The sequence below is a fragment of the Numidum massiliense genome (genome assembly GCF_001375555.1).
In the GTDB taxonomy this organism is placed as follows: Bacteria; Bacillota; Bacilli; order Thermoactinomycetales; family Novibacillaceae; genus Numidum; species Numidum massiliense.
Window position 1 is genome coordinate 2,649,497 of sequence record NZ_CTDZ01000009.1, and the last position, 24,532, is coordinate 2,674,028.

Here is a 24,532-nt window from a genome sequence, read left to right on the forward strand (position 1 = left end):
GTTAACTCTTCAAGGACGGCGATTAACCACCTTATCCAAATACCCAATAGCACTTGAAGCTGATGCGGCACCTACTTGGATCCTGCCAACTTGAACCCCAATGTGATCCGACTTACCTATTCGCCTCGCATGGCGTTTTAGTTTTTGTGTCACTTGGCGGTTGGGCCAGACAGTTAATAATGCCTGTCTCAACGTCCCATTGGTAACGCCTTGTTGTACTTTGGCGATGGCTTGAGCCCCTTCTTCACTCCAGTACATGCCACGACGTTTCATGCGGTATGCCAGACGTCTCTGGTTCGATTCCATGCATCCCATCCTACGAGCATTTTTTGGCACGTCTGGACTAACCTCACGCCAGTCGCAGAGGATCTCCCAGTGCCCTTCAAGATACTTCTGCATGTTCTCGATACGCTTTTCCTCTCGCTCCGTCTCTGCATTTCCCTGTGCCGTATCAATCACCGCTTTAAACCTATCCTTATTTTTTTCGGATATTGCCTTTTCAATTTGAGGAATGAGCCTTGGCTGGCGGCTCAACCCGCGACGAATACTCCTCTTTACGTGAAAAGGATCCAATTGGCGGACAACCGATGTCGCTTCAGAAAAGGTATTTTGAACGCGTTCCTCAGAGATCCATGAAGCCGCATCCGCATTAGTCGCCACATGTGTATGTGAGAGATCCCAACGATGTCGAATCGCTGCATAACCTATTTCCCAAAAGTCATCCACCGATTCAACGGTAGAAAAGACGTGACGATCTGTTAACGAGACACGCTGTCCGTTTTGCTCCCACCCGGTATAGGCAAGCATATTTTTGATCTCTATTCCTTTGCCTCTCCCTTTGACGTATAAGCCATCTGCTTCGCAATATAAGTGCTTAACGGACGGAGAGTTAGGAATTACCGTATCCTCAAAAATTCGATCCCTTTTTTCAGCATCCATGACAGCTTGAGCTTCACCTGCTTCTTTTACTAAGCGCTGAAACGTCGTATGGCTGATCGTTATACCGGCAAGTTTTTGCGTGACCTCTGAGGCGAGGCGGTAGGTCATTCCCGGCGCTGCAGCTAACTCTGCTCCGAGCATCATAAGGTCTGGGCTGTATCTTTTACGGCGTTTTAAACCGATTGCCTCATCGACAGGGTAATGTGCGTTTCCGTTTCGGTCGTACATCAAGTGGCGTTTATAGGACACTGTCCCAAAAAAACTGGTGAACTCCCGGCTGTCCAATCGCTCACTTTTCCAACCGTATTTTTCCTTGTAATGCGTCGTCATCATCTGATCGAGCTGCTCCAAAAATTCTCCGAACAGATCAGCCATCACTTCCATCAGGCGAATACGTAAGCTTTCCCAAAACGACAACATATCTGTAGACTGTTCCAAGATAGTAGCGATTTCTGGTATAATGGTTTTCAAGGAAGACCTCTCCTTTCGTGGTGGTTAGGAGTACTATTTAGGTCTTCCTTTTCTATATTCTCCCTCCAAATTCCTGCTAAAACCCTTCGAGAGAAATGTTACACATACCACCTTTAAGTCAAAAACGCACACTTCGAGGGCACGGGTTACACCCGTTCAATACATTCGGGCGTATCATTGCGCGGTGAATTGACGAATGGCGAGACTTCGTAAGCTTCCATTTGTTCGGCCGGATACGGTTGTAACAGTTGTTTCAGATCGTCCGATTCATCGTACCCTCGATCCAGCCACACCTCTTCATCCTCCCGCTGCAAAATGACAGGCATGCGCCCATGAATGTCTGTCATGAGTGCATTCGCGCTGGTCGTCACAATCGTACACGAATAAACGGCCTCACCTTCCGGGGACACCCACCTGTCCCACAGGCCGGCAAAGGCGAACAACTCGCCCGACTTCAAACGGATCCTGAACGGCATTTTCTTCCCGTCACCTTGTTTCCACTCGTAAAAACTGTCAGCAAGAATCAGACAGCGGCGCCGCGCGAACGAACGGCGGAAGCTCGCTTTTTCATCGACCGTTTCTGCGCGCGCATTGATCAGCTTATTGCCGATGCGCGTATCTTTTGCCCATGAAGGGATCAAACCCCAGCGCAGTTGCCCCAGGCGGTTTTTCTCCCCGTCGTTAACGACTGCCAACACTTGCTGGGAAGGAGCGATGTTGTACCTCGGCAGTAACTGAAGCCCGTCACTCAAGTAGGCAATCTTAAAACGGTGCACAATTAAGTCCATATCCGCGATTAATGTAAACCGTCCACACATCGCCTGCCACCGTCCTCTTCAGTAAACAGTGATCTCATCTTCATCCGGCACACCCACCTGATTCCATCCCGTCTACTTAGTTCTATTATTGTTACTTACTGGCTATTCATTCGTGATATAATAGTAATTGTTACCATTCGTGAGCTATATATCCATACCCCCACGGATACGACAACGGCATAACGTGCAAAACGGCAGCGCGGTTTTACGTATGTCACTGTGTCTAGCAAAAAAACGCAAACGAAAAAGCAAGCGCCGCCAAAGGAGGTGATTCATTGCGCAAAGGAGTGATCGATCGTTTCGAAGGAAATTTCGCTGTCGTCGAATGGCTAGACAATGCAGACACCGTAGACGTACATAAAAGCGAGCTACCCGCCTACACAGACAGCGGCGATGTCGTCTTCCGAAAAAACGGCAATTGGCACGTCGACAAAGATGAAACAGCTAAACGAGAAAAAGCAATCGAAAAACTGATGGAGGAGATGTGGGAAGATTGAAACACACATTTAAAAAGTTCTTATCTATTTCGTTAGTCCTCGCTCTCGTCTTTACTTTTACAATCAGCACCTTTACTGCTAGCGACGTCTACGCCGCGAAGCAGAAAAAAATGCACGTCCACTTCATTGATGTCGGGCAAGGTGACTCCACCCTCATCAAATTTCCGTCGGGGAAAACGATGTTAATCGACGGTGGCTCAAAAGGGAAAGGCAAAATAGTCCTTAGCAAGTTAAAAAAGTTTAAAGTAAAGCAAATCGATATACTTGTCGCCACACACCCAGACGCACAACATATCGGTGGCTTAATACCCGTGTTGCAGTCGAAGACGAAAGTTAAAAAAGTTTATGCTCCAAAAGTCTCCCATACGACGAAAACGTACAAAGACTTCTTGCGGGCAGTAAAGAAGAAAAAACTAAAAATCGCGACGGCCAAAGCCGGCGTTAAACTGAACGTCGGAAAAGGTGCTACCGCGACAATCGTCGCCCCAGTTAAATCGTACAGTAAAAAAGACCTCAACAACTGGGGTACCGTTATCCGCGTCAAACACGGCAAAAATACGTTTCTCTTCACCGGAGATGCCGAGACTAAATCGGAAAAAGACATGGTAAAAAGCGTGAAAAAACGGCCGATTTCCGCAACAGTCCTGAAGGTGGCGCACCACGGATCCAAATACTCGACGAGTACCGCCTTCCTCAAAAAGGTGAAACCAAAATACGCCGTCATTAGTGTCGCAAAAAAGAACGCCTATAAACACCCGACGAAAGAAACGCTTAGTCGACTTAAAAAGGCAAAAGTGAAAAAGATATACCGGACCGATCAACATCGGACGATCACTGCCACGAGCAACGGAAAAACCGTCTCTTTCAAAACAAAACAGTAACGTCCCGCGCTTCGCATCGCATACGGTTGTATCTTGCAACTTAAAGCCACCGCCATAGAAAACGACCACCCGAGAGATTACTTCTCAGGGTGGTCGCCTCAGGATCGGTGATTGCAACGAACTAGTTTTTCCGCTCGGCAACGAATTCGCCGTTCGGTTGATTCAGTCGAATCCCTGTGACTTTTCCCGCGGAATCTTCCTCGAAGCGAACGCTGAATCCTGACAGGTTTTTGATATTGAAAGACCTGTTCGCATGAGGGACGAGTTCGTATTCCGGTTGTCCTGGAATGGACATGTGTAGTGTTTTTTCTCCTTTTACGGAAACTGTGATAAGCTGCTTCCCTTCCAAATCGTACTGTCCAGCGAAGGTAGCCAGTCGCGCGGAATCAGACAGCATCTCATCTGGCAACTTCGCAAATTTAATTTCCGCCGCTCCCGGTTCGAGCGCCAACGGGATGGTATAGTGCGCAATATAACCGTGGACGTCGGTATGAAACGAAGTCAAAAACTTCGCCTCGACCGGCTCAAAATCGAGCACAAACGTATCGTAATGGTAATGAGTCAATGGCAAGGCAAAGGAATTAAAAAATACTTGGAGTTTGCCTTTGACGAGTTCCACTTTTAGCTCCCCGTAGCCCGGGTGTGCGTACTTACCTGTATAATCTTCGAGCGGATGGGAAGGCGTCGTCCCTTCGATTGGGTCCGACTTCGGCGCCCCCTTTAACCCAGTTTGCATTTCTTTCATTTTCTTCTGTTCTTCCTTCATACGTCCGTTCCAATCGATCGCTTCGTTCCCGAGTAGCTGGTCATAAATGTAGAAATTAAGGGCGTATGGCAGCGGACTAGCATCCATGTTTGTAAGAATGACGAGACCAATATTTTCATACGGCATAAACGAAACGAGAGCTGAAAACCCGTCAATATTTCCCCCGTGATGAAGCATATGGTAACCGCGGTAAGGATCGATAAACCAGCCGAGCCCGTAATTAGACATGGGTAATTCTTTTGAGGGCAGGCAGATTGTACAAGGCATGTGTGGTGTGTGCATCGTAGCCATCGTCGCTTCACTTATGAGCGATTTACCGGAGAATGTCCCTTTATTTATCTGGAACTTTACCCAGTTGGCCATTTCCAACACGTTGGAATTGATCGAACCGGCAGGGCCGATCGCATCGATGTTATGGAACGGAATTTGTTTTAGGACGTTATCTTTTAATTTGTAGGGTAGGGCGTAATTCGGTAGCCGCTGCATCTCTTCCACCGAAAAATTGCTCTCATGCATTTCTAGAGGTGTCAGTAACCGCTCGCGCACAAAACCCTCCCAAGAATCTCCAGCAAGTTTACCCGCCATATAACCGGCCGTCGTGTACATTAAATTTTGATACTGCCATTTCTCGCGAAAATCGACGTTCGGCTCTAAGTAACGTAGGCGTTCGATCAGTTCCTCGCGCGTAATAGCAGCGTTGTGGTACCATACGAACTCATGCCGTGGAAGCCCGCTGCGGTGGCATGCCAAATCGCGCGGCGTCAACCGTTCTGTCGCCACAGGGTCGTGCAGTTTGAAACCTGGCAAGTAATCCCTTACAGGCTCGTCCCAGTCTAACTTTCCCTCGTCAACCAATACACCCATCGCGGCAGTCGTAAACGACTTCGTCACCGAACCGATCGCAAAGACCGTTTCCGGCGTTACTTCGAGCCGCTGATCGACATCGCGGTACCCGAAGCCTTCGGCCATCACCACCTCATCATCCTTGACGACGGCAACCGCCGCGCCCGGCACGTTCCATTCCTCTAGCTTCTCTGCAACTAATTTCGAAAGCCCTTTCAATTGTAATTGCTTCGTTCCTCGCGTCGTCTCCATGCAAAATCCCCTCTCTTATTTCATTCTCACCCTATATAACGGACAGTAGAGCGGTTTCGTTCATTTTTATTTCAAGGACAACCGCCGGAACCAGATCGATTCGTCTGATTCTGGCTATTTTGCGGAGCGTCACATCAACATTTTCTATGGCGCGCCCGGAAGGATTCGAAGTCTGGTTTTTTTGGTTTTTTAGGCGTTTATGCTTGTTCGGTAACAACTTTCAAACATTGAGTTATAAATGGTTTTGAACATGCCCGTTTCGTGCATGTTCATTTTTTTATGTACCGATGGTTTGCAAATATGTTTGCAGTTTGTTTGCTGCTGGTGGGCTGTCTCCACGTGAACGTATGTTTGTCTGGAAGGGAGGAAAAAGACCATCCCTTTTTTACACATTAGGATGGTCTGGGTGTTGTCGATAAAAAGAAATCATGTCCTCTTCGCTTATTGGGGCAGAGCTGTTTTCCCCGGGTGGAAGATTGCCTCTTGCGTTTTTCCAAGGAGCATCTTCATGGGTGAGGTCTCTCAAATGCTCGGCAGAGAACTTCCCGTACCCCTCCCATATTAGATCTAAAAAATGCCTTTCTTCATCCGTTAGATAACTCGGATCGTAGTCGTCTGGATATTCGATGTCCCTCTTACCATTGTATTGTCCCCAAAGATCAGAATTAACCGGCCCATATCGCCAAGCCCTAAAAGTTCCCTTAAACAACCTCGTCTCCTTAGATGCAAGACACCACGCTTGTGCATAGTAACAGATTTTTTGAAGCTTAAGCGGAGTGATGCCGTATCCATCTCCCCTGTCGGGTTTAGTAAGAAAGTACTTAGCAACAGTGAACACATCCAAAACCCTTTTTGGAACGAAGTTCAATGCCCTAATCCTTGTTAAAAAATCCTGTTTAACACCGACATTCCCTATTTTAGAACCAATGGTCTCGCGATCTACATCACTTAAACCTATATTGTTATCAACCAACTTCTTTAAATTGCACGGATCCTTAATTAGCTCAAGTTGGTTATTGTGACTTACACTTTGAATATCACCACTTTCGTAGCGCGAAAGCGTAGCATGACTCCAACCTAAAATTTTTGCCAACTGGCGTTGGCTGAGCCCATACTTGTTACGGATTTCAACAATTTCTTCTGGCTGCAATAAGCCTTTCCTATTCCTGTACTCCTTATAGGCTTTACTGTAATTCTCCCTAGAGAGCCCCTTATCGGGCACATACTCTCCACATTCTTGGCATGTTAAATACTTCGCCTCGATAATGATGTTTTCATCTTTTTTAACTGTAAACGTCTTTTTTTCGGTTACTAGATCGCATTTTGTGTAATCCAAGCATTCCGGGCAGAATTTTTCACGCATTTTTTATCCCTCCTACTAGGTTATTTGAGCTTTAACGAAGAGGATATTGCAGTGGGTACCTAGCTTCATGAAAAGATACACAAATGCATTTCGTAAACTTTTTGGTTTGAGTTAAAGAAAATTTAATATAAATTTCTATATCGCAAACCATTTTACCGAATACCCATATCTTAGAGTTGTTCTTACCATTCCTGCTTTTATTTTCTTCCGGCCCTTTGCTGTAATTTTCAATTGTTAATTCGAGAACTTCCTCTTCAACGCGTTCCGGCATAATACCCAATTTAGTCAAAGTTTCTTGGGTTTCGTCTCTATCCGCTACCTCGAAGTCCCCGTTATCGTCCTTTATTAAGCGCTTAACTTCCCTTAGAAAGCGCTTTACCTGATCAACGCTGGCAACAGACAATGCTTTTACCACTCCCTCTTGTCCTCATTGTCTGTTTCTATCTTAGAACTATTTGCCAGCACGGTCAACGATTCATACATGTGTTATCGTTTGATAACACCCTTTATATTATTATAATACCCTTTTTCCATTTTGTTAACCCTTTTTCCAAAACGTAAAGGTTTCCCCGTGTACTTGGTACGCTTTCCATCAGTTCTTGGTTATACATCATTTCTCCTCCTTTAAGCCCAAGCGCAAAGGCGATTTCGCCTTTCGACAACTTTCCAAAAGCTCTTTTATTTTGTCCATCATTATCCTCCTACGTTTTTAACGGGTGCGGCCCGTGGAGTTTCGCCGCTTTGTTCTCTAACGTCTTCAAACAGCAAAAAAAGACGAAAATAAAAAGCCTCGTATCTTCTGGATACAAGACCTTTTTCTAGGCACCTTCAATCAATTTTTTAATTTTTTCAGGAAGCAAACCATAAGTGCTACCAGGTTCGTCAATATACTCAATTGCATATCCTGGCGGACTTTTGTAAACATCGACTATTATGGCTTCCCGATCATCTTTTGTTAAGATGCGGGAAAACTGTTTATACAACTCTATCACCTTCCTTATTTTACGTATAGGCGGATAAACCCCTTAAAACTGGACATACATAACTACAAGCTCACGTTATCTCTGGTTCTCGCTTCCTTTCGTCAATAGAAGTGTAGTCGCTTCAGACCTTCCGTCAAGGGTAAAGGCTACGCCCTCGCTTTCGCTCGCCCTTGACGTCACGTCTTACAGCGGCTGTTGGCTTGGAAGACGAAAGGGAAGGATCAGAGTCGAACGGCTTTCGTGCGCAACGAAGATGTTTGATGCGCATGGAAAAACTGCGCGGGGCTCATGTCCCCAATACTACCGTGTATGCGGCGGTTGTTATAAAAGTCCATAAAGCCTATGACGGTACGATATGCTTCCTCGTACGTCTCAAAGGAATACTTGTTGAAGCATTCGTCCTCAACGATCCGATGAAACGCCTCAATATGGGCATTTTTATTCGGTGTGTTCGGCGGAATACGTTCGTGCTCACAACCGTAGTGTTCACAAGCTTCTTCGAATACTTTAGATACGAACTGTGGACCATTGTCCGTCCGGATGATCGGCTTTTCTTGTGCCTCCTGAAGCCCGCGTGTCGAAAGCGCTCGTTGTAGCACCTGAACAGCGTCTTGACCTTCGCAAGCTAATCCAACATGATAGTCAATAATCGAACGGTCATAAACGTCAATGTAGGAAAGCAGGAAGAAAAAGCGGTTTTCTCCGGCAATGTACCCATACTTGATGTCTGTTTCCCACAGCTCATTCGATCGCTCAACGAGGCGGTTACGTGCAAGGCGCCTAGGGTGGCGGATTCGCTTCCGTCGCTGCGGCAGTAAGATGCCTAACCGTTTGCAGAGACGGTACACTTTTTTCTTATTAATGACTAAATCGTACGTCGAACGGAGCGCCACCGTTAATTTTCGGTACCCATACGCGTAGCCATCACCCGAGACGAGCTCCATAAGCCATTCTTTAATTTGTTCGTCGGACACTTTTTGCCCGCTGTTTGTGAAGGAGTAACCTGGTGCCGGTCTCCCCCCACTTACTTTCTTCTCCTTCACCCGATAGTGTTTCTGATAGTAATAGGTGGAACGCGGTACGTGGACAATCCGTAAAACGGTTTGGATCGGGTATCCCTTAGAAATCCACTTGTCCGCTACTTCAATCTTTTCAGCAAGTGAGGGTGCTGCTTTTTTACAAGATCACGCAAAATGGCAATTTCTAAATCCTTTTCGCCCAACAACCGTTTTAGCTGATCATTTTCCTGAGCAAGATCACTGAATTCGCGTGGTTGGGCGGATTCGATCGGGACGTCCCCGTAGTGCCCGTCCTTATATTCGCGAACCCATCGGTTAAGCAAGTTAGAACCGAGATCATAGCGGCGAGCAACTAGCGCTTGGTTACCAACCTCCATGGCTTCCTTTGCGACTTGGATTTTAAATTCCTTGGTGAACTGACGGCGTTTCATTTGATTCTGCCCCTTTCATCACTAGTATAACTTAAAGTGTTTAGTGATGTCCAAGTTACTATAGGGGCTTAATAGTAGGCTTGTCAATTTGACGTTGCCTTCACGATCTTTAATCCATGCTGTAAGAACAGTCGCTTTAACGCACAAAAAAAGATAATCCATCAATATACCACTTGACAAAATCAAATTCAACATTCTTTCGCCCATTGGGGCATTTATTTTACGGCAAAATAAGAACATACGTACCCACAGGACGTAATAACATGAAAGGACACATCAGAAAACGTGGATCTAAATGGTGCTTCGTACTCGATCTCGGACGCGACGAAGAAGGGAAGCGCCGGCAAAAATGGTTCAGTGGCTATCGGACGAAAAAAGAGGCTGAACGTGCTATGGCTGAAACGATCAGCGAGATTAACAGCGGGACGTTTGTTGAACTACTAAAATAACCTTCGGTGATTACCTAACAGACACGTCATCAGTGGCTTACAGGATACAGCAGTAGAGATCTTTCATGAGGGAATGGACAAAGCAAAAAGACAGCATAACAATTAATAACGCTTTACCCCGATAAAGGTTAGCAATATGTTTGCAAATGAGCCTCAGACAAAAACGACGCGGTTTCGCGCACAGACGAAAAACCGCGTCATATCAACGTTTTACATGGCGCGCCCGGTAGGATTCGAACCTACGGCACCCAGATTCGAAGTCTGGTGCTCTATCCCCTGAGCTACGGGCGCATACAGAGTAGGTAACCTACATCCTACCGCTTCGTAATTATATCGTTTCGTTTCAAACAGTTGGAGGCGCAGCTACCCCGTGTAGCAAAATATCGATAACATCGCGCAGATCTTCCTGCTCCTCGCGCTGACCACCACTATCCGGCAAAAACTGGCTTACAAAAACGTAACCCCACACACTGGAAAGAATAGCGCGTCCAATCGCAAAGGGCGATAAGTCTGAGCGGAATTGCCCCGCTTCCTGCTTTTCTTGAATCACGCGCTCTATTATGGCGATCACCTTAGTTCCTAGATGTTCTTCAATGACCAGTTTCAATTCGGGGTGGTACATCGATTCTTGCATAACAACCTTGACGAGCGACCAATTTTTTTCTAGCAACTCAATGCGGTCGACCAGCAACGCAAACATCTCATCTTCAAACGACTGCTCGCCCGCTCCCAAAAATGACTCCAACGTCTGCTTGAACAGTGGCGTTGTCGCCCTTGCCAGAACCGGATACACAATACTGAGCAGCAACCCTTTTTTCGTCTTAAAATGTTTAAAAATGGTCGCTTCTGCCACGTTAGCCTTCTTGGCAATTTCGCTCGTCGAAACACCATTGTAACCTTTTTCGGCAAACAATTCAATGGCCGTTTCCAAGATGCGCCGCTGCTTTTCCGTCATTCTGCTTTGTTTTTGGATGTCGGAAAACAACTGATCGATGCGCGTAGACGACCCGGATTGCCGCTCGTTTAGTTCATTCGTTTTTTCCGCCATTTGCTTACTTTCATTTCGCGAAGGTTGTTCGCGTCGTGCCATCCCTTGAGCAAGCTGCTCACGTTTCCTTTGTTCCCGGTCTTGTGTTGCCATTACGTGACACGCTCCCTCCTACAGGCGCGGACGAAAACATCCTCCAACGACGGAAGCGCCTGACCGTCCGAGTCCGCATCTGCGAATTGCTGGCGCAACGCGCTGACCGTTCCTTCCGCTACGATTTCCCCGGCATTCATGAACGCCACGCGGTCGCAGTGTTCCGCCTCGTCCATATAGTGGGTCGTCACGACAATCGTCATCCCCGACGCGGCGAGTTCGTACAACCAGTCCCACATCACCCGTCTTGCGATCGGGTCGACGCCGCTCGTCGGTTCATCTAAAAACAACAGCTGCGGCTCATGCACGATGGCGCAAGCAAACGCGACCCGCTGCCGAATCCCACTGCTAAGTGAGTATACCACTTTTTCCTGAACATGGCTAATGTCGAACTGCCTTAGCAACGTTGCAATGCGTTCTTCCCTGTTCGCCACGTTGTACAGCTGACTGTAAAACGATAAATTTTCCCGCACCGTTAGATCGTCGTACAGCGAAAACTTTTGCGACATGTAACCGATGCGCTGTTTAATGTACGCTCTCCCGGACACGAGATCGCGCCCTAACACTTCGCCGTGGCCGGACGTCGGGACGAGGAGACCGCAGAGCATTTTTATGAGCGTCGTTTTGCCCGCCCCATTCGCCCCTAACAGCCCGTAAACCGTCCCTTTCCCCACTGCTAAGTCGACATTTTTTACAGCCGTAAATTTACCGAACCGTTTAGTGATCCCACGTAAAACAATCAACAGCGATCCCCTCCTTTTGTACCGCCTTCTTTATCATGTTTTAGGCTGCCACCTTTAGCTACCTCTTTATCCACTTTTTCACCTGAATATCCAGCCGCTTTCACCGCAGCGATAAACACGTCCTCCATGCGCGGCGCCCGTTCCTCCCATGCGAAATCAAAATCGTGCCCGTGCGCTTGTTGCTCTCGGTGCTCTCGTTGCTGACGTTGCCACTGCTGCAGAACCTGTGCTGCCGCCCGTTCATCGTCGACGATCAACACCGTATCACTGCCGCGGGAATACGTATTGGCGATTCCATCCTGACCTCTTAGCCCATTCGCCAAGGCTCGCCGCAAGTGACCGCTCTCCGGGACAACCCACACGCGGAACGGGTACCGAGCGTAAAGCTCCCGCGGGCTCCCGTATTGCACCGTTTGTCCCTCGTGCAACAGTAACACGCGATCACAGCGCTCCGCTTCGTCTAAATACTGAGTCGCGTAAAGGACAGAAACGCCGTCTTTGGCTACTTTTTGAATGAGCTTTAGCAACTCGCGCCGCGCGAGCGGATCGACACCGTTCGTTAGCTCATCGAGCACGAGCAAGCTCGGTCGATGCAACAAACTAACAGCGATACTCAATTTCTGTTTCATCCCTCCCGATAACGCCTGCGCCAGCCGATCGCGAAACGGCGCCAACCCCGTCCACTCTAGCAGTTCATCACCGCGCTGTTTGAGCTCCTGCTTGGTCAGTCCGTAGAGTGCCCCGAAGAAGGAAATGTTTTCTTGTATACTCATATCGCCGTACAAACTGAACGGCTGCGACACATAACCGAGACGTACGTCTTTGTCCAATACCACTTCCCCTGCCGCTGGCTTCACGAGACCGACAACCGCGCGCAAAAGACTCGTCTTTCCCGCCCCGTCGGCACCGATCACCCCGAGGATCTCCCCTCGCTTTAGCGTAAACGTGACGTCATCTATCGCGCGGTTCCCCCGATAGGCAACGCATAAATCGTCCACGCGTAAAGGCGTGTCAGTAGACGCGTTAGACATATGCGTTAAAGCCGGATCGTTCACCACCTAAACCACCCCTGTCTGAAAATATTACCCGCTTGTCGCGGTATACTTGTTGCGGTACAGCGTGCCTCACTTTGTTAGCGAACCCCACGGCGAAAGCGCACCACCGCAAAGAGCAAGATCAACAACGCGTACACTGCCAGAATGAGCGCCGGTTGGGCATATGTAGCGATCTCGGCACCTTTTAGAAACTCACCGCGACTGATTGGGACGTAATACGTGAGCGGCAATAAATACGCGACCCAGCGAATTCCCCACGGCATCGCCTCCAGCGGAAAAATGAACCCCGATAAAATAATTTGCGGCACGAGTGTCAACACCGCAAGTTGCATCGCTTGCTGTTGGTTCACCGACACGGTCGAGACGAGCAACCCGATACCTAAACTACACACTAAAAAGACGAGTGAGACGAGGAAATACGGGAAAAAGCTTCCTTTAAACGGGACGTCATACAAATAGACGCCGAGCAAAAAGACGAGCAGGAAGTCGACGGTTGCAATGAGCACGTACGGCAGCACTTTTCCGAGCATCAACTCGAGTGAAGAGAGTGGTGAGACGACGAGTTGTTCCAGCGTACCCCGTTCTTTTTCCTTCACAATGCCTAATGCGGTCATTAACGTCGTAATAAAAATGAGCACAAGTCCAACTAATCCGGGAATCATCACTTGCACCGTCTTCATGTCCTCGTTGTACAACACGTCAACGTCTGGCTGTGCCTCTGCTAGGTCGGGAATTTTCCCCAACGCCTCATCGGCGCGCTGTTCGATCTGCCCAGCGAGCTTCTCTTTTAATTGTTGCTGCATTCCTTGCATCCCTTGCCCAATCCCCTCGCGCAGCGCCGCAAACTGTTCCGGGGGCAACATCTGTGAAAGTTCTGCAACTTGCGGTAACTCCGTCACGTCCACGTCTAATTCGATATCCGCGTGCGTCATCGATGCGCGTATCTCCTCTTTTAGCTCCGCTACGCGCTCTTGCTGTAAGTCACTCCAAAACTCCTGAAAATGCCGACTAAAGGCTTGCGCAGAAAACAGTTGCGACCCGTCGACGAAAATATGCGGTTTATCTTTCGTCGATAGCCACTCATACCCGCGCGGGATCACGATTGCTGCATCGATCTGCCCTTCCTTTAACGCTTGCTTAGCCTCCGCTCGGTTCCAATCGTTTCCAGTTAGTTGAAAATGGTCATCCTTTCGCAACTGCTTGGCGATTTCTGTACTGACCTCGTTGTGTGCCTCGTCGACATAGGCGACGTCGAGTTGTTCGATGTCAAAATTGACCGCATAGCCAAAAGCAACCAACCAGAGTACCGGTAACATAATGAGCATCGCTAACGTGCGCCGATCGCGCTTTAACTGCACGAATTCCTTGCGAACTAAAGCCAGTAAACGTCGCATCATTTTCCTCTACACCCCATTCATAAAATATAGTGGACGACTGACGCAGGTTGCACCCGTCATGGACGACAGACACAGGTTGCACCCGTCATCGTGGAACAAAGTTCCTCTCTCCACAGGTCACATTTTATAGTGAGTACTCACTTTAATGTTAACAGTATATACCCGAGACTATGTCGTTGTCAATCGTTTTTATAGTGAGTACTCACTTAATGATCGTTCACTCTTAATCCCCTCATGAAATGCTTCGCTTTTAAAACACTTCCCTTTTCGCAATGTCAATGATCTATAATAATCTATGGTGCGTATAACGCGTGTAAGATGCTTGTATGATGGATAATGGATGAGTGTTTCACAGTGTGACATAAGTGTCAATCGTTAATAGGAAACCTAATTTATAGTGGGAGGTACAAGAGTGAGTGCTGAACAACGCCCTACCGTAACTATTCCGCAGACGCCGTTAGAGAAGACCTTAAATATCATTTCCTTAATTTTCTTTCTCGCAATTCTCGTTTACCTAATCGCCAGATGGTCAGCGATCCCTGACAAAATACCGACTCACTTTAACTTTAAGGGAGAAGCGGATCGCTGGGGGAATAAGGGGTCTATTTGGCTCCTTCCGATTGTCGGAGTGTTCCCTTGGGTCATTATGACGTTTTTCGAGAAAGTCCCGCACATGCTTAACTTCCCTACGAAAATAACGGAAGAAAACGCGGAACGACAATATAAAAACTGTCGGCTTATGATCAACGTCTTAAAAAATGAAATACTGCTCTTATTCGTGTACCTTATCTATACCACTGAACGAGTCGCCTGCGGCCATCGCGAAACGATAGGCACTTGGACGATACCAATAATACTAATCGTTACTTTAGGGTCACTAGCCTTCTTTACTGTCCGCTCGATTCGCCTAAAATAGCTTGCAAACACGGCAGAATCTCCCCCAGCAACTTAACTGAGCCTTCCCCAGCAGCATGACAGCAGGGAAGGCTCAAGTCCATCTCTATCGATCAAAGTTTCGGCGATGTTCCCGCCCGCTACGACCGATTAATTCTCCGCCTTCTCCGCAGCGCGTTCACGTTCAGCGGTTTGGAGCTCACGCCACAAAATTTTCCCGCTGCTCGTCATCGGAAGCGACTCCCTAAACTCAATGACGCGCGGATATTTGTAAGCCGCCATCTGCTCCTTCGCCCAAGCGATGATTTCCTCTTCCGTCACCTTCCCTTTAGATTCGTCGTTTAAAATGACGAACGCCTTCACCGTTTCTCCTCGCCGCGGGTCAGGTACGCCGACGACACACGCTTGTTGCACCGCGGGATGCTTGTATAAAAGAGACTCCACCTCGGTCGGCCATACTTTATATCCAGAGGCGTTAATCATGCGCTTCACCCGGTCGACGATAAAAAAGTAGCCCTCCTCGTCCATCGTGACGATATCGCCCGTGCGGAAATACCGTTTATGCCCAATCTCGATAAAAGACTGCTCATTTTCTTCCGGCCGGTTATAGTAGCCTCTAAACAGTTGCGGCCCGTTGACGACGAGTTCCCCCGCTTCACCGACACCGAGTTCGCGACCGGTTAACGGATCGATCACCCGCGCCTCGACATCGAACGAAGGGATTCCGAGACATTGCAGTTTCGGTCGATCCGGTGGGTTAAAGTGCGTATGGGACATCGACTCGGAAAGCCCGTACCCTTCGACAAAGCGAAGCCCCGTCACCTGGTACAGCTTTTCCCCGACTGCGGCTGGCAACGGTGCGCCTCCGCCCGCAATCACCTGCAAGGACGATATATCGTAATCGCCTAAACGCGGGTTCGCCAAAAAGTCGATGAGCATCGTACTAATGTTGACCCAGTGCGTACAGCCGAACGCTTTGATCGCCTTCGCGGCGTAATCGCGATCCCAGCGGGTTAAGATGACCATGGCACTCCCCGCATAAAGCGGCGTATGCATACTGTGGAGCATCCCCGTCACGTGAAAGAGCGGCAGCGACACTAAAGAAACGGCATCGGCAGTCGTGTTCACCCAATGGTACGCGCCGACCGTATTCGCCTGTACGGAAGCGTTCGTGTGCACACATCCTTTTGGCAGACCAGTCGTGCCCGACGTATAAGGCATAACCGCGACATCGTCACAGTGTCCCTCATACGGAGATGGTCTCCCGCCAGCTGCGAGGGCGTCAACCCATAACATGTCATCGGGAAACGGATGGCGGGGCGCCCGCACTTCCGCCGGCAAACTGGATAAAGCGCTTTCCTTATTTGCATCACCTAGTGCCACCAGAGCCCGAGCCGTACCCTCGACATCGGCATAATCCGCATAAGCGGCGACAATCATGTTCTCCAGCGTCGTCGACTGCTTCAACGGTGCGACGCGGTCGTACAACTCCTGACCGACGAGCGCGTGCCTAATGCCGCAGTCTTGCACATAAAAAGCGAGTTCTTCCGCTTTATTCATCGGGTTGATCGGTACGACGACGGCGCGAATCCGCAAAATCGCATAATAGCTAATAACAAACTGGGGCGAGTTTTGCATGAACAACAGCACGTGTTCGCCTTTTCTCACCTGCAGCGTTTTTTCCAAATACCCGGCAAGTGCCTCCACCTCGCGGTGGAGCTCAGCGTACGTGTACGAGCGACCGTAATAATAAATCGCCGTTTTTTGCGGGTATTTTTTCGTCGACATGGCCAAGTTGTCGTACAGCGTCGTCTCCGGAACAGTTAACGTTTTCGTTACACGCTTCGGCCAAAATTGGAAGTGTGCATTGTGCATAGCTCTCACCTCTAACTGTTTTAATGTATCGGTAAGCGTTTACAACTCGTGTGTATGCGGTTTACCGACTTGCATCGTTCGTACAGCAGGACGTACGACGCACATCGCACGTACTGCCTCCCACAAAAAGATTACCGCGTGCATGCCCTTATTATTCGCTACGGGCATGTACTCTTCCTCCTGCTAATCCTCCTGTGCTAATCCTCCTGCTAATCCTCCTGCTAACGGCCAATCTATTTTTCTTAACCACCCCCTGCCGTGACCAACGCATGCTGAATGAGACGCCGGACAAATTCGTTAAAGCGGGCAAAGCGCGGATCGTCTGTCTGCCCCTTTTTATAGCGGTAATATATTTGCTGACAAATGACGGCAAGTTTAAAGTAGGCAAACGTCACATAAAAATGAATGTGTGACACATCGCGTCCACTTTTCTGCGCATACCGTTCAATAAACTGTTTCCGCGTGAAAAAGCCGCCCAACACCGTGACCGGGGGCTTCCCTAGTCCATTTCGCAACAACTCGGGGTCGTCGACTTCGAACCAATAACTCATCGCCGCTCCGACATCCGCTAACGGATCGCCGACTGTCGCCATCTCCCAATCAAACAGGCCGGTCATACGAGAAAAATCAGGTGAAAACATCGCATTGTTCAACTTGTAGTCGTAGTGAATGACTGTCGCTTCTCGAGAAGGCGGCAAATGCGTCACCATCCAGCGCGCAAGCTCCTCAACCTCTTGGATCTCATCCGTTTTTGCCCGCTCATAACGACCGATCCACCCGTGTACTTGGCGCTCCATAAAACCTTCCGGTTTACTCATCGCCGTTAGTCCCGTCTTTGTATAGTCGATGCGGTGCAAAGCAACTAACGTATCGACCATTTGTTCCGAGATTTGTCGCCCAAGCTGTTTCGTATCGGCGATCCCAGCGGGGAATTCACTGTCGAGCACAATCCCTTTCCGCCGTTCCATCACAAAAAACGGACTGCCGACGATGCGCGTATCGTTGGAAAAGAGGTACGGCTTAGGTGCCGCTGGAAAAACGGGGTTTAGGTACGAAAGGATCTTGTATTCCCGTTCCATGTCGTGTGCCTTCGGCGCGACCGGACCGAGTGGCGGACGTCGTAACACCGCCTCCCACCCCCCGATGCGCAGTAAATACGTCAAATTCGAATGCCCCGCCCCAAATTGTTCAATCTCTAAGTCACCGTCAGGTACGTCCGGCAATTCCGCACGCAAAAAGCGCGCAACGACTGCCGCGTCCAACTCCTCGCCCTTTCTTACCGCGATTGTGTCCTTCATCTGCGTCATATTTCCTCTCCTTTCATTTCTCCTTTCGTATGAACGATGATTAATCTCGTATCTCAAATGATGCGTCGCTTCTACCTCCAGTGTATATTCCCTACCTCCAGTGTACATACCGCTTTCCCCGTTCACCGCTTACTCATCGTCCGACGTGACTTTCACCCGTGACCCCCGCCTGCATAACGATCCGATGTACCCTACACCTACTTAACAGTCCGGCGTGATCTCAGCTCCTTCGGCAACCTCAGCGAATGGGGTGATCCCCTGTAAAATCATCGTCATAAAAATATGCGTCAGCTCTTCTGCCGTAACGCCCCCGTGTGGGTCGAACCACTGGTAACTCCAGTTCGTCATCCCGAGAATTGCGAAGGCGACCATTTGTGCCTGTAGATTTTCGCGAAACTCTCCCCTACGAATCCCCTCGGAAACGATCTGCTCAATATTTTTACGGAACGTCGTCCGTTTTTCGCGAATGTCGGCGGCGTTTTCCGGCGACAAATGGCGCATCTCGCGAAAAAACACGCGCCCGCTCGGCCCTTTCTCTTGAATATCCCCGATCAACAGATAGACGTTCTGGTGCAACTTTTCCTTGAAGGTCGTCGATCGTTCGGCCATAATAGCCGCCTGCCTACGCAGCAGATCGTCGATGTACGCTAGGTGAATCTCCATCAGCAGCTGTTCTTTACTCGAAAAATAGTAATAAAATGTGCCCTTGGTCACCTTCAGCGCATCGACAATGTCTTGAATGGATGTCTGGCTAAACCCTTTTTGCTCAAACAGCCGGATACTTTGCGCAACAATTTTGTCTCTCATGGTGTCTTCGTTCCTCCGTTAGGCTGTGTCCTCATGTTGGTTCACTCATTCACGTTTCACTTAGTCACGTTTCACTTAATCATGTGCATCCATGTTCATATTTCACTTATTCACGTTTCACTTAATCATGCGCATCCATGTGCATGTTTCACTTATACACTGTAACGTTTTTACAGCACATCTTCCACCAATGTTGTCCCCGTTATAAGGCGTGAACCCCTCCATCCACCGCGATCACCTCACCAGTGACGTAATCAGAAGCGCGCGACGCGAGAAACAGAGCTGCCCCCTTCAAATCGGACTCGCCACCGAGGCGCCCAAGCGGCGTTTCCTCGAGTATTTGTTCCTTTCCCATCTCGATGAGCACGTGAGACATTTTCGTCGGAAAAAAGCCCGGTGCAATCGCATTCACCTGAATGTTGTACCGCCCCCACTTCACTGCCAAGTCTTTCGTAAACGTCATCACCGCGCCTTTGCTCGTGTTGTAACCGATCGTATCCATTAACCGCGGATCCGTTCCCCCGAAACCAGCGATGGAGGCGATGTTAATAATTTTTCCGCTTTTCCGTTCGATCATCGCCTTGCCCACTGTTTGGCTCATTAAAAAAGTGCCCGTCACGTTCACATCGATCACTTTTTGCCAAGCAGCGAGCGGCATGTCGACGACCGGCGCCCCCCACGTCGCCCCGCTGTTGTTGACCAAAATATCGATGGCTCCGAAATGATGCACTGTTTGTGCCACAACGCGCGCTACGTCTTCAGGCTTAGTGACATCGCAGGCAAACGCTAAAGACTGCACCCCTTGATCCCGCAGTTGCGCACTTACCTGTTCACAGACGTCTCGTTTTCGCGAACAGAGGACGACGTTGGCGCCCGCTTCGGCTAGCGCTTCTGCGATTTGTGCCCCGAGTCCACGCCCACCACCGGTAACGAGCGCTGTCTTCCCGTTTAATTTAAACATATCAAACACATGCATCGCGTAACCCCCTAAATTCCTAAAATTCGTTAATATGACTCTAAATCGAGGTACACTAGTTTACGAGGATGCGCTTATGTTTCCTAAGCTCGATTGAACACACATTCAGACACTCATTCTCCTACATATCGTTAAAAATGCCTCGCATGCTGTCACACATCGCCCACATGCCATAACACCTTCCACTCATGCCGCCACACTTCCCCTGTTGGCTGTAACATTTTCCCTGTTGGCTGCCACACCTTCCCAATATACCGTTTAATCCTCTACTCACGAATACTTCCGCAGTTCCAACTTCGCCAGTTGCGCTATGTGCACTTCATCGGGACCGTCGGCAAGCCTAAGTGTACGCGCATTAGCCCAGTGTGCAGCCAACGGGAAATCGTCACTTACGCCTGCACCACCGAACGCCTGAATCGCCCGGTCGATCACGCGCAGCGCCATATTCGGCGCCACCACTTTTATCATCGCAATTTCCGCCTTGGCCGCTTTATTGCCGACCGTGTCCATCATGTAAGCTGCCTTTAACGTGAGTAGCCGGGCTTGTTCAATCTCTATGCGCGACTGCGCGATCCATTCGCAAACGACGCCTTGTTCCGCTAACTTTTTGCCAAAGGCGACCCGCCCCTGTACACGCTTACACATTTCCTCTAACGCGCGTTCCGCTGCCCCAATGAGCCGCATGCAATGGTGAATGCGTCCCGGTCCGAGCCTTCCTTGGGCAATGGCAAACCCTTTTCCTTCGCCCCACAACATATTTGCCGCAGGGACGCGCACGTTGTCGTATGTTATTTCCGCATGGCCATGCGGCGCGTGATCGTAGCCGAACACAGGTAACATGCGCTCAACGGTCACACCCGGCGTATCGAGTGGCACGAGAATCATCGATTGCTGTTCGTGTCTGGCGGCGGTAGGATCCGTTTTACCCATGACGATTGCCAACTTACAGCGCGGATCACCGGCGCCAGAGGACCACCATTTCCGACCGTTAATCACATAGTGATCGCCGTCTCTGACGATACTCGCTTCAATATTCGTCGCGTCACTGGAAGCGACATCCGGTTCAGTCATGGAAAAACAGGAGCGAATGTCCCCTCGAAGCAGTGGCTGTAACCATTCTTCTTTGTGCGCCTCGGATCCGTACTGGACGAGCACTTCCATGTTTCCCGTGTCGGGGGCGTTGCAATTGAACACTTCCGGCCCGATTAACGACCGCCCCATAATTTCACACAACGGCGCGTACTCAAGGTTCGTCAGGCCGGCACCGTATTCCCGATCCGGGAGGAACAAATTCCACAGCCCCTGCTCCCGCGCCTTTTGCTTCAATTCCTCCATAATCGGCGGTACGTCCGACCAGCGACTCGCCTGCGCGTTCAGTTGTTGTTCGTACAGGTGTTCATTCGGATATACGTACGTTTCCATAAACTCGGTTAACTGCTGTTGTAAAGCGGTGACTTTGCTTGAATAGGAAAAATTCATTATGTACCCTCCTTTCAATTTTATACTAACCGGTTGGTATGTTATTGTCAATAAAAAATAGCACCTTAAATAGGTGACTGGGGATCGTGTAGAGATTTGATGGTCGTAAACGAACTGCTGGATACGGCTCACGGCTTCTTCGTAAGGTTCGATCGGCTTGGTGGCAATCGGCAGCTGGTGGAGTTGGGGGAAGATGTCGTCGATGTAGTGGGCTGCCTTCTTTTCTAGGGTGCTTATTTCATAGTCTACCACGTCTAAATCTTCTGGAGCAAGAACTTTTCGCGCGCGCTTTAAGATCGTTAAGTACTCTGCAGGAATATCTCCTTGCCGCGAGTATTTATTATACCCTTCCCGCAAATAGTCCCCAATTGGCGCGGTGCGAACGACAAGTCGACTCATAGGATCACCTCTTTACATAGTTACCTGATTCTTAATGACAGGTTTCACTCGCTTCTTCTCCGTCGGTTCATCCTGTTGGCTGTTTCTGGGTGTCCTGTTGAGTCTTAATGCTGTCGATTTTAAGCGAGCAATTACTTTCTCGTTTCTGTTGACGACACATTCAGTCAATTCGCTCCACCACGCTAATCGCTACCCGTCACGACAAGGAACCATCGCCAGGTCTTCATCGGTCGCGCGAAAGGTTTCGCTAATTTGCGTAGCGTTTTCCCCTAGTAGCTGTAAACTGTCGGACAAGAGCTCCATCATACTAATGAGTGCGTCGCAATAGTTGTATGTCGACACAAGGCTGCTTTCACTGATGCCTTGGACGTCGAGTAGCCCTTTGTAGTCGACGAGCCCATCGATCATTTCTTGCACATCCGTCGTTCCCCGTTCAATTGCCGTATGCAGTTCTTTCATCCGTGCCGGACTGATTAGGATTTGTTCCCCCACGCGAATCCCCCTCCCCACTGTCAGTCTTTCAGACCACTGTAAGCTTCCCCAACCAGTAACCCCCCAAAAATAAAGGGCCTACATCCATTATTGTGCCCCTACCCCTTTTAACTTTTGTTCAAATCCTACAAGTATCGCAACTGTCCCTAAGAAAGATGCCGTTTTCTAGAGGGGCGGTGCCAATTTTATAGAGAGATGCGATTCATCATGTGTTGACTTTCCTGTTCGGACTGGCTCAGCTGGTCATCGACTAAATACATCAGATCAATAAAAACCTGCAAGTATTCTTCCGCCATTTGTGCGGTTTGGATGTAATCCTGGGCGGTACTTTTGAACGCTTGGGTCGTCTTTTGAATCGGCAGGGGAAAGGTCGACAGCCTCAACTTTTGGGGCATGTGTCAGCTCGGCAATCACTTGTTGTAGACGATTGATACGTGAATCATAACTCATCGGCGTTCACCTCTTTCGGCATCGATGTATCTCGTGGACAACGATTATTTTCGGTAATTACCTTGCTTCGGTAATTTCTTTGTTTACGATTGCTTTCTAGTAATGACCTTTAGCAATTAATCCCAGCGGTTATCCCTAGTGATTACTCACTACTTTCAACTGTTGGATAAGCAATTAAACATGGTAAATATTGCACGCCATAATCCGGTCAACCTCATTTATTTTGGTAGTTTTTTTACGTACAAGACACGATTCATCTTGTGGCATATAAATCAAGGTAACGGTAAAATACCCCATAAAGGTTAATATTACCCATAAAAAATCCCACCTACTTTGCAGGATTTCCGCAACAACTGTCGAAGTAAGTAAATAGCCTATTACTAAACTAACCACGAAGACAGAATGGAGGCTATGACGTATGGGGCTTGACCCACTTACACTCGGATCTCTCATTCGACAACGTCGCAAAGAACTTGGACTAACATTAAACGACTTGTCGACCGACACTATTTCCATTCCGACGATTAGCAATATCGAGCGCGGAATTACTGGCAGCCTGACGAACGAAAAGGTTGCCTATATTCGTGAACAACTCGGTTTGACGGATAAAATGGTGGAACAAATGATGCAAAAAACAGAAGCGGCAAACGACCGTTTCGAGTGCCGCCTTTCCACAATTAGACACCTCGCCGAATTGAAACTGTACGATGACGCGCAAAAAGTCGTGCAGGAGTTAGAAAGTGACCCACAATTAGTGGAATACCCGCTTTACGCGACAACGATGCACCTGTTGAAAGGTATCGTGTTGCGCAAGCAAAAACAGTGGGCACGTGCCACCGAAGTGTTTGAACAAGTGTTGCAGCAAATTGAGGAAAGTGACCTAGACCCGAGTGCTAACCTCGCTGCGGAAGCGTACTATAACTTGTCAATCGCCACATTTTACGGTGAGCAAAACTTTGATAAAGCGATTGAATGCGCCGATTTGGCGATCGATACGTATTCCGAAGGAGGTAAACACCCCCAACTAAGAGGCCGCATCTTATACCATAAGGCTGTCTGCTTCTTCCACATGGAACAGTACGGTCAAGCGTATCGGTATACGATGGCAGCACGCAAAGCGAATAAGCCGACCGCGGACATGCGAACGTTGTTACTGACGTACAATTTAGAAGGGATCCTTCATAAACAGCAACAGCTACTCGATCAATCGCTTAAAGTGTTTCGAAAGGCAATCGAACTCTCGCATATGTACTATAATGACCCGTGGCTCAGTAGCGTGCTCTATCACAATTTAAGCCAAACTTACAAACACGACAAAGCGTACGGTCGCGCGCTACAAAGCCTCGACATAGCTTACAAACTGTGCCGACAAACGGATGATGAACACCAACGCGCCCTCCTTTATTTTTCATACGCCCAAGTGTATTACGAAAAAGGGGAACTGGAGCAAGCGACTGCGTATACCGATCGAGCGACTGAGTTAGCGCAAAAAGTAAAGCTTACGTCCGACTATTTAGAGATTCTTTTACTCAAAGCACAAATTGCGTTAGACAATAAGTCCGATGACGTACAGACCATTTGCGAAGAAGGCATTCAGTTAGCGGAGAAAAGCAAGTTGTTTAAAAAGCAAAAGCAATTCCATCTCATCTTAGCAACTTACTATAACCGGACAAGCAATCGCGATGCCTTCCAACAAGAAACGAAACGCATATTTAACGTCGAATCATTAATCCGCTCGTCATAAAGGCGGCATAAACAGACAGCATAAACATCCCGGACTGACCACTTCTATCTTTATGCCCCCT

At 48.7% G+C, this 24,532-nt stretch carries 24 protein-coding genes, 1 tRNA gene and 1 pseudogene; 5 read left to right on the forward strand and 21 right to left on the reverse strand.

What is annotated here, in order from left to right; translation table 11 throughout:
- Window positions 1-9: 9 nt before the first annotated feature.
- Together BN1247_RS12415 and BN1247_RS12420 are read right to left on the reverse strand one after the other, a co-directional pair.
- Complete coding sequence (locus BN1247_RS12415) at window positions 10-1,359, reverse strand: ISLre2 family transposase (protein ID WP_187119684.1); 1,350 nt, start codon at window positions 1,357-1,359, stop codon at window positions 10-12.
- 197 nt (window positions 1,360-1,556) lie between these two features.
- Entirely contained in the window at window positions 1,557-2,228 is a 672-nt protein-coding gene (locus BN1247_RS12420) for an SOS response-associated peptidase (RefSeq protein WP_054950678.1), read from the reverse strand.
- A gap of 275 nt (window positions 2,229-2,503) precedes the next feature.
- Here BN1247_RS12420 and BN1247_RS12425 point away from each other — a divergent pair, with 275 nt between their 5' ends.
- Both BN1247_RS12425 and BN1247_RS12430 read left to right on the forward strand, forming a co-directional pair.
- Entirely contained in the window at window positions 2,504-2,725 is a 222-nt protein-coding gene (locus BN1247_RS12425) for a DUF3006 domain-containing protein (RefSeq protein ID WP_054950679.1), read from the forward strand.
- Complete coding sequence (locus BN1247_RS12430; RefSeq protein ID WP_054950680.1) at window positions 2,722-3,606, forward strand: ComEC/Rec2 family competence protein; 885 nt, start codon at window positions 2,722-2,724, stop codon at window positions 3,604-3,606. The genes BN1247_RS12425 and BN1247_RS12430 overlap by 4 nt, the downstream gene beginning before the upstream one ends.
- Before the next feature lie 121 nt (window positions 3,607-3,727).
- On the opposite strand, the gene BN1247_RS12435 is transcribed toward BN1247_RS12430, so the two are convergent.
- The 6 genes from BN1247_RS12435 to BN1247_RS12455 form a co-directional block, all read right to left on the reverse strand.
- Window positions 3,728-5,467, reverse strand: coding sequence for a serine hydrolase (locus tag BN1247_RS12435; protein ID WP_054950681.1), 1,740 nt, complete (start codon window positions 5,465-5,467; stop codon window positions 3,728-3,730).
- 385 nt (window positions 5,468-5,852) lie between these two features.
- The gene (locus tag BN1247_RS12440; RefSeq protein WP_054950682.1) at window positions 5,853-6,830 is read right to left on the reverse strand and encodes a type II TA system antitoxin MqsA family protein; all 978 of its coding nucleotides are present in this window, start codon (window positions 6,828-6,830) and stop codon (window positions 5,853-5,855) included.
- A 31-nt stretch (window positions 6,831-6,861) separates the two neighbouring features.
- On the reverse strand, window positions 6,862-7,245 hold the full coding sequence (locus BN1247_RS12445; protein ID WP_054950683.1) for a type II toxin-antitoxin system MqsR family toxin: 384 nt from the start codon (window positions 7,243-7,245) through the stop codon (window positions 6,862-6,864).
- Between the two features lie 403 nt (window positions 7,246-7,648).
- On the reverse strand, window positions 7,649-7,813 hold the full coding sequence (locus BN1247_RS17810) for a hypothetical protein (protein WP_157360869.1): 165 nt from the start codon (window positions 7,811-7,813) through the stop codon (window positions 7,649-7,651).
- Between the two features lie 221 nt (window positions 7,814-8,034).
- On the reverse strand, window positions 8,035-8,961 hold the full coding sequence (locus BN1247_RS12450) for an IS3 family transposase (RefSeq protein ID WP_054948914.1): 927 nt from the start codon (window positions 8,959-8,961) through the stop codon (window positions 8,035-8,037).
- Window positions 8,952-9,263 (reverse strand): transposase, encoded by a 312-nt coding sequence (locus tag BN1247_RS12455; RefSeq protein WP_054948915.1) that lies wholly within the window; start codon window positions 9,261-9,263, stop codon window positions 8,952-8,954. Before BN1247_RS12455 ends, BN1247_RS12450 begins: the two co-directional genes overlap by 10 nt.
- Window positions 9,264-9,526: 263 nt before the next feature.
- Between BN1247_RS12455 and BN1247_RS12460 the strand changes: the two are divergent.
- Window positions 9,527-9,729: pseudogene (locus tag BN1247_RS12460) on the forward strand (Arm DNA-binding domain-containing protein); the annotation flags it as partial.
- A 198-nt stretch (window positions 9,730-9,927) separates the two neighbouring features.
- Here the strand turns inward: BN1247_RS12460 and BN1247_RS12465 are convergent.
- The 5 genes from BN1247_RS12465 to BN1247_RS12485 all read right to left on the reverse strand — a co-directional run bounded on the left by BN1247_RS12465 (window position 9,928) and on the right by BN1247_RS12485 (window position 14,045).
- Window positions 9,928-10,003 (reverse strand) — tRNA-Arg (locus BN1247_RS12465).
- A gap of 52 nt (window positions 10,004-10,055) precedes the next feature.
- Window positions 10,056-10,853 carry a TetR/AcrR family transcriptional regulator gene (locus BN1247_RS12470; RefSeq protein ID WP_054950685.1) on the reverse strand — a complete coding sequence of 266 codons (798 nt, stop codon included), beginning with the start codon at window positions 10,851-10,853 and terminating at the stop codon, window positions 10,056-10,058.
- The gene (locus BN1247_RS12475) at window positions 10,853-11,596 is read right to left on the reverse strand and encodes an ABC transporter ATP-binding protein (protein WP_231633278.1); all 744 of its coding nucleotides are present in this window, start codon (window positions 11,594-11,596) and stop codon (window positions 10,853-10,855) included. The genes BN1247_RS12470 and BN1247_RS12475 overlap by 1 nt, the downstream gene beginning before the upstream one ends.
- Window positions 11,593-12,651 (reverse strand): ABC transporter ATP-binding protein, encoded by a 1,059-nt coding sequence (locus BN1247_RS12480; protein ID WP_147675249.1) that lies wholly within the window; start codon window positions 12,649-12,651, stop codon window positions 11,593-11,595. The genes BN1247_RS12475 and BN1247_RS12480 overlap by 4 nt, the downstream gene beginning before the upstream one ends.
- A gap of 77 nt (window positions 12,652-12,728) precedes the next feature.
- The gene (locus BN1247_RS12485; RefSeq protein WP_187119783.1) at window positions 12,729-14,045 is read right to left on the reverse strand and encodes an ABC transporter permease; all 1,317 of its coding nucleotides are present in this window, start codon (window positions 14,043-14,045) and stop codon (window positions 12,729-12,731) included.
- 415 nt (window positions 14,046-14,460) lie between these two features.
- On the opposite strand from BN1247_RS12485, the gene BN1247_RS12490 reads away from it, so the two are divergent.
- Window positions 14,461-14,964: a DUF1648 domain-containing protein gene (locus BN1247_RS12490; RefSeq protein WP_054950689.1), complete on the forward strand. Its 504-nt coding sequence runs from the start codon at window positions 14,461-14,463 to the stop codon at window positions 14,962-14,964.
- A 128-nt stretch (window positions 14,965-15,092) separates the two neighbouring features.
- On the opposite strand, the gene BN1247_RS12495 is transcribed toward BN1247_RS12490, so the two are convergent.
- From BN1247_RS12495 to BN1247_RS17815, 8 genes are all read right to left on the reverse strand, one after another.
- Window positions 15,093-16,817 (reverse strand): long-chain fatty acid--CoA ligase, encoded by a 1,725-nt coding sequence (locus BN1247_RS12495; RefSeq protein WP_054950690.1) that lies wholly within the window; start codon window positions 16,815-16,817, stop codon window positions 15,093-15,095.
- 39 nt (window positions 16,818-16,856) lie between these two features.
- Complete coding sequence (locus BN1247_RS18435; protein WP_261796043.1) at window positions 16,857-16,985, reverse strand: hypothetical protein; 129 nt, start codon at window positions 16,983-16,985, stop codon at window positions 16,857-16,859.
- 74 nt (window positions 16,986-17,059) lie between these two features.
- Window positions 17,060-18,115 carry a phosphotransferase family protein gene (locus tag BN1247_RS12500; RefSeq protein ID WP_054951638.1) on the reverse strand — a complete coding sequence of 352 codons (1,056 nt, stop codon included), beginning with the start codon at window positions 18,113-18,115 and terminating at the stop codon, window positions 17,060-17,062.
- Between the two features lie 210 nt (window positions 18,116-18,325).
- Window positions 18,326-18,931 (reverse strand): TetR/AcrR family transcriptional regulator, encoded by a 606-nt coding sequence (locus BN1247_RS12505; protein WP_054950691.1) that lies wholly within the window; start codon window positions 18,929-18,931, stop codon window positions 18,326-18,328.
- Between the two features lie 202 nt (window positions 18,932-19,133).
- A complete protein-coding gene (locus BN1247_RS12510; protein WP_054950692.1) occupies window positions 19,134-19,907 on the reverse strand; it encodes an SDR family oxidoreductase in 774 nt (257 codons plus the stop codon).
- A 270-nt stretch (window positions 19,908-20,177) separates the two neighbouring features.
- Window positions 20,178-21,386 carry an acyl-CoA dehydrogenase gene (locus tag BN1247_RS12515; protein ID WP_054951639.1) on the reverse strand — a complete coding sequence of 403 codons (1,209 nt, stop codon included), beginning with the start codon at window positions 21,384-21,386 and terminating at the stop codon, window positions 20,178-20,180.
- Window positions 21,387-21,974: 588 nt separating this feature from the next.
- Complete coding sequence (locus BN1247_RS12520; protein WP_054950693.1) at window positions 21,975-22,277, reverse strand: hypothetical protein; 303 nt, start codon at window positions 22,275-22,277, stop codon at window positions 21,975-21,977.
- Window positions 22,278-22,541: 264 nt separating this feature from the next.
- On the reverse strand, window positions 22,542-22,727 hold the full coding sequence (locus BN1247_RS17815; RefSeq protein ID WP_147675250.1) for a hypothetical protein: 186 nt from the start codon (window positions 22,725-22,727) through the stop codon (window positions 22,542-22,544).
- A 418-nt stretch (window positions 22,728-23,145) separates the two neighbouring features.
- Between BN1247_RS17815 and BN1247_RS12530 the strand changes: the two genes are divergently transcribed.
- Entirely contained in the window at window positions 23,146-24,471 is a 1,326-nt protein-coding gene (locus BN1247_RS12530; RefSeq protein WP_054950695.1) for a tetratricopeptide repeat protein, read from the forward strand.
- The last annotated feature ends 61 nt before the right edge of the window (window positions 24,472-24,532 follow it).